The organism is Gluconobacter sp. P1D12_c, assembly GCF_018812105.1.
Classification (GTDB): domain Bacteria; phylum Pseudomonadota; class Alphaproteobacteria; order Acetobacterales; family Acetobacteraceae; genus Gluconobacter; species Gluconobacter oxydans_A.
On the sequence record NZ_JACSIQ010000914.1, the window covers coordinates 1 to 352 of the forward strand.

The 352-nt window shown below is 59.1% G+C and carries 1 protein-coding gene; it reads right to left on the reverse strand.

Annotated features, from left to right (window positions below; genetic code table 11):
• Positions 1-352, reverse strand: a 352-nt coding sequence (locus KP705_RS19775; protein ID WP_215765547.1) for a Tn3 family transposase, incomplete at both ends; no start/stop codon positions are given.

A 352-nucleotide genomic window follows, 5' to 3' on the forward strand; every position in this document is an offset into this window, starting at 1 on the left:
CATGAAACAATTGACCATCACTTGAGGACGATGTGCCGTCTCCCCAGAGTGACGCCAGGGGCAGCCCACGATGGGCTGCAACCATACGGCCAAGGGCTTCGGCGTATCCGGCCTCGCTGATATGCCAGTCATGCAGATGCGCCAACTGGCGCAGGGTGGCACCCTGACAGGTGTCGGCCATGCGTGTCAGACCAAGATTAATCCCATCCGCCAGGATCACCGTCAGCAGGGCGTTTTTGTCATCCGCGACACGGCTGGAACGGCGATGGGTAAAGCAGTCGGTGAAGCTGATCCAGCGGTCCACTTCCAGCAGAAGATCAGTAATCTTGATGCGTGGCAGCCGGTCGTAAGC